Below are 4522 nucleotides of genomic sequence, written 5' to 3'. Positions count from 1 at the left end.
AACCCATCAACACCCCCCGCCCCCACCCCCGCGCCCCCCCCCTTCTCTGTCGGTGCGCCGCCAGGGACTCGAACCCCGGACCCGCTGATTAAGAGTCAGCTGCTCTAACCAACTGAGCTAGCGGCGCCTGCTGACGTCGTAGACATTAGCATCCTGAGCGGCGGGAGCAAAAATCGATACCCGCACGTCGGCCGCGGAAACCATCCGGGCCGCCCGCACACAGGCCCACAGCATCACCTCGGGCCCCGGCAGCCACGGGCTCCGGGTGTCCGGGGCGACCAGCCAGCGCGGTCCGGACCCGCTTCCGCCCGGCACCAGCGCCGGCACGGTCACCGCGTCGCCCGTGCCGTGGCAGAGCGGGCGCGGCACCGCGTCGCCCCACTCCTCCCAGTCGAGCAGCGCGGGCAGCCGCTGGGCCGTGCCGGGCGCGGCGAAGAGCAGCATCCGGCCCCGGTGCGCGGCGACCGGGCCCGAGCCCGGGCCCTCCTCCCACAGCCGGTCCAGCATCCGCCGCCCGAAGACCGGGTCCACGCTGACGACGTCGAAGACCGTCCCGCACGGCAGCACCGCCGGGGACTCCGGCCGCGCCTCCCAGCGCGCGAGCGACGCCCCGAGGTCCCCGTTCGCCGCCGAGGCCAGCCAGGCGGCGCCGTCCGCCGTCACCCGGGCGGTCTGGTGCCGGTCCTCGTCCCCCGCCCGCAGGAAGCGGAAGACGTCGGGGGTGTACGGGGTCTCGTCGCGCAGCCAGGTCGTCGTCGTCATGCGACAGGTCTACCGCCGGTGACGAGGCGAAGGCCGAGAGTTGCCGGAAACGCGGACACGGCCCCTCCGGGAGGAGTATCGTGCGCCCCGCATATGCCGAACGCCTGTTCCGCCCGGCGGCGTCAGTCCTCCGCGGGCCGCCCGTTCGTGCGGATCAGGTCCCGCCCGAACTCGATCATCTTGCGCGCGTAGTCCTCGGTCCAGGCCGCCCGCTCGGCCACGTCCGCCGCCGTCAGCCGGTCGAACCGCTTCGGGTCCGCGAGCTGCGCCGCCGCGACGGCCTGGAACTCGATCGCCCGGTCCGTCGCCGCCCGGAACGCCAGTGTCAGCTCGGTCGCCCGGGACAGCAGCTCCTTCGGGTCCTCGATCGACTCCAGATCGAAGAAGTGCTCCGGATCGGCGGTCGCCTCGGCAGGCTCGAAGATCAGGGGCGCCGGTCGCAGCCGCCGCTGTCCGCTCCGCTCCGCGGGTTCCGCCATCGTTCCGTTCCTCCTCGCGCGCACGCATGACCCGGACACCCGGACCACCCCCCATTCTCCCGCGCCCCGCAAGACCGCCCCCGGTCGCCGGGGGTTCAGCCGCCCAGACCGCGCAGCAGCAGGCGGAGCCCGCCGAAGAACTCCTCGTCCGGGGTGACCCGGCCGGCCTCCCTGGCCGTCGCGGTCAGGAGCGGGAACTCGTCGGCCGGCAGCCCGGCGATCGCCTCGGTGCCGGGGCCGGCGAGCGGCCCCCGGTGCTCCAGCTGGATCGCGCCGGTGACGTATCCGTGCAGGGCCCGCAGGGCGACCACGCGCCGGGGGCCGTCGATCCCGGCCTCGGCGAGGATGCCGAGCACGCTCTCCGACCAGCGCAGCCCGCCGCGGGAGCGGTGGCGGTGGGCGACGGTGAGCGGGACCGCCTCCGGGTGGCGGGCGACGGCCTCGCGCAGCCGCCCGGTCATCACCTCGACCCGTTCGGCCCAGGGTGCGCCCCCCGGCGGCGGGTCGGTGTCGACGGCGCCGAGGATCCGGTCGACGACCAGCCGCTCCAGCTCCTCGCGGTCGGCGACGTACCGGTAGAGCGCCATCGGGCTCATGCCGAGCTCCTTGGCGGCGGTGCGCATGGACAGGGCGGCGAGCCCGTCGCGGTCGACGACGGCGAGCGCGGCGGCGGCGAGCCGGTCGGGGGTGAGGGAGCGGGGTCGTGGCATGGCGGTTGACAGCGTACGCCCTACGCCTACCCTCGTAGGAGTACGCCGTACGCCTACGAGTCCGCAGCGGAAGGTGATCCATGCGCACGCCCTCGTCCCACGGCCCCTCGACCCCCGCCACCCGCACCGGCGACCGGCTCCGGCCGGGCGACCCCGTACCCGTCCGCACGCTCGCCCCGGTCGTCGGCCCGCCGCTGACGGTGCCGGACCCCGGGCGTGTCGTCCACGCGCAGTTCCGGCGCTTCGCCGGCTGTCCCGTCTGCCACCTCCACCTGCGTTCGGTGGTCCGGCGCCACGACGAGATCGAGCGGGCCGGGATCCGGGAGGTGGTGTTCTTCCACTCGCCGGCCGGTGAGCTCCGCGTCCACGCGGAGCGGCTGCCGTTCGCGGTCGTCGCCGACCCCGGCAAGGAGCTGTACCGGGAGTTCGGCGTCGAGGCGCACCGCCGGGCCCTGCTGGACCCGAGGGGATGGCCGGGGATCGTCCGGGGCGTGCTCGGCGGCGCCGTGGAGCTGCTCCGCGGCCGGGGCGGGCTCCCGGCCGCCTCCCAGCCCCACGGCAGGACGGGTCTCCCCGCCGACTTCCTGATCACCCCGGACGGCCGGATCGCCGCCGCGAAGTACGGCGAGCACATCGACGACCAGTGGTCGGTCGACGAGCTCCTGGCCCTCGCGGCGGCCCCGGCCTCGGGGGCGGGCGGCTAGCACTGGGCGGACAGGGGCAGGTTGGCGTACTTGTCGCCCGAGAAGTAGATGGCGCTGGACCAGCCCCAGGCGCCGCTGGCGTTCTTGGCGAGGATCCACACGTTGTTGGTGGTGCCCTCGGCGGTCACCGACTCGCCGTACTTCCAGCAGCTGACCGGGTAGTAGTTGGGCGCGTAGAGCTTGCCGATGATCTGGTAGGAACTCGACGGCCCGGACCGGTGGTTCACGTCCTTCCACACCTTGCGGCTGTAGACGAGGGCCGCCTGGGGCTGGACCGCCTCGCCGGCCGCCGCCGTCTGCCGCGTGTCGGCGGGGGCGGCGGCCGCGGTGCCCGCCGTGCCCAGCATCCCGGCGAGCGCCAGCGCGCCCGTGGTCACCGCGACTGCCGTACGGCTCTTGAGAGTTCGCATCTCGTTCCTCCCGTTGCGTGGTTTCCGGAGGCGCGGACCCGTCCGCGGTCCCGCGCCGTCCGGCAACCATGACTGATCCCGGCAGAACCGGGCCACGCTGTTGCGGCCCACCGAAAAAGCCCAGCTCACAGGAGGGAGGAGACGGGTCGCGGCCGGTCAGGGCGTCCAGGTCACCCGGTGTTCCGCCAGGTGCGACAGCACCGCGTGGTTGGCCTCCCAGCCGTCCGGGAACTTCACGGTGACGCCCAGCTGGACCGGTTCCGTGGAGGGGTGCGCGTCGAGGAGGTCCGTCACGCCGGCGCGGCAGACCACGACGCAGGCGTGGCGGTGGCGGGAGGCGAGGACGCAGAGGCGGCCGGTCTCCAGGTGGAAGGCGGTGGCGTCGGGGCGGCCCGACAGCGGGTGGAGGACGACCGTGACGTCGTACTCGCGGCCCTGGAGCCGGTTGGCCGTGTCGACCGTCACCCCCGACACGCCGAGCCCGGCCAGGGCCGCGCGGACGGCCGCCGCCTGGTCGCCGGGGGGGGGTGGGCCCCCCGCCACCGGCCGCGGGCGCCCCCCCCCCCCGGGGGCCCGGGGAGCGCGCTGCCCGGCGGTCAGCCGAAGAAGCGCGCCAGCTCGCCGGCGGAGACCGCCTCGGGGGCCCGTTCCGGCCCGCCGTCCGGGGTCTCCTCCCCGTCCTGCCCGGTGCCCGGCCGGGGCACCGGCTGCGGGGGGTCGGGCTGGTCGCCGTCCTCGGCGCCGTTGACGCACTGGAACATCCAGTTGGCGATGGCCAGATGGTCCACCGCCGCCGCGAGCAGATGGTCGGTGACCGACCATTCGGCGGCCTCGCCGTGCAGTTCGCGCTGCAGGGCGCTGTCCCGCGGCAGGTGCTTGATCAGGGCGAGCACCCGTCGGCTGGAGAGCTCACCGCGGTGCCAGTCGAGCAGGTCGGTCCCGTAGTAGCGGAGGAAGTCCGCTTCGAGGGCCTCGGCGTGTTCGTCGACGAACTCGACGAGGCTCAGTCTTCCCCCAGGCCGAGCCCGGTCTCCTTGCCGTACGCCTCCAGGACGGCGGCGATGTCCTGCATGGTGACGTCGTGTTCCTCGAAGCGGGCGAACTGCTCCGCGCCCATCAGGAGCGCCAGCAGACCGTCCACGTCGTTGTCGTCGAGCTTGCGCAGCCCCTTGGCGGTCGCGCGGGACAGCTCCGTCGGGAGGGTGAAGGTGTCGCCGTCCAGCTCGAAGGACCAGGTGCGGCCGTGGGCCTCCTGGCGCTGGGCACGGGCGGCGTTGACGTCGAAACGGGCCATGGCGATGCGTACTCCTTGATCGGATGCGTGCGGGGGAGGAGAAGGGGCCCGGGGGGGGGGGGCGGGGCCCCCCCCCCCCCCCGCGGGGGGGGGGCCCCGGTGCCGTACAGGTTGTTCATAATTAGGTAAGTAGCCAACGGCTTGCCCGCGCCCTTAGCACACA

General features: G+C 74.4%; 7 protein-coding genes, 1 tRNA gene and 1 pseudogene. 1 reads left to right on the top strand and 8 read right to left on the bottom strand.

Annotated features, from left to right (window positions below):
• Positions 1-53: 53 nt before the first annotated feature.
• From ACFW1I_RS34135 to ACFW1I_RS34120, 4 genes are all read right to left on the bottom strand, one after another.
• Positions 54-127 (bottom strand) — tRNA-Lys (locus ACFW1I_RS34135).
• Positions 118-762, bottom strand: a complete 645-nt coding sequence (locus ACFW1I_RS34130) for a hypothetical protein (protein WP_384677270.1) — start codon at positions 760-762, stop codon at positions 118-120. The genes ACFW1I_RS34135 and ACFW1I_RS34130 overlap by 10 nt, the downstream gene beginning before the upstream one ends.
• Before the next feature lie 122 nt (positions 763-884).
• A complete protein-coding gene (locus tag ACFW1I_RS34125) occupies positions 885-1241 on the bottom strand; it encodes a hypothetical protein (protein WP_031014634.1) in 357 nt (118 codons plus the stop codon).
• Between the two features lie 95 nt (positions 1242-1336).
• Positions 1337-1951, bottom strand: coding sequence for a TetR/AcrR family transcriptional regulator (locus ACFW1I_RS34120; RefSeq protein ID WP_384677268.1), 615 nt, complete (start codon positions 1949-1951; stop codon positions 1337-1339).
• Between the two features lie 80 nt (positions 1952-2031).
• Here ACFW1I_RS34120 and ACFW1I_RS34115 point away from each other — a divergent pair, with 80 nt between their 5' ends.
• Positions 2032-2655, top strand: a complete 624-nt coding sequence (locus ACFW1I_RS34115) for a peroxiredoxin-like family protein (protein WP_384677266.1) — start codon at positions 2032-2034, stop codon at positions 2653-2655.
• On the opposite strand, the gene ACFW1I_RS34110 is transcribed toward ACFW1I_RS34115, so the two are convergent.
• The 4 genes and pseudogenes from ACFW1I_RS34110 to ACFW1I_RS34095 all read right to left on the bottom strand — a co-directional run bounded on the left by ACFW1I_RS34110 (position 2652) and on the right by ACFW1I_RS34095 (position 4359).
• Complete coding sequence (locus ACFW1I_RS34110) at positions 2652-3065, bottom strand: SH3 domain-containing protein (protein WP_384677264.1); 414 nt, start codon at positions 3063-3065, stop codon at positions 2652-2654. The genes ACFW1I_RS34115 and ACFW1I_RS34110 overlap by 4 nt on opposite strands.
• Before the next feature lie 156 nt (positions 3066-3221).
• Positions 3222-3581 (bottom strand): annotated as a pseudogene (locus ACFW1I_RS34105) (helicase); the annotation flags it as partial.
• Positions 3582-3661: 80 nt separating this feature from the next.
• Entirely contained in the window at positions 3662-3958 is a 297-nt protein-coding gene (locus ACFW1I_RS34100; protein WP_384677262.1) for a hypothetical protein, read from the bottom strand.
• A 110-nt stretch (positions 3959-4068) separates the two neighbouring features.
• Positions 4069-4359, bottom strand: coding sequence for a hypothetical protein (locus ACFW1I_RS34095; protein ID WP_031009417.1), 291 nt, complete (start codon positions 4357-4359; stop codon positions 4069-4071).
• Positions 4360-4522: the final 163 nt, after the last annotated feature.

The sequence above is a fragment of the Streptomyces sp. NPDC058955 genome (genome assembly GCF_042741435.1).
Lineage (GTDB): Bacteria > Actinomycetota > Actinomycetes > Streptomycetales > Streptomycetaceae > Streptomyces.
Note: the sequence above shows the minus strand (reverse complement) of the source record. Positions and strands in the feature narration are given on the sequence as shown.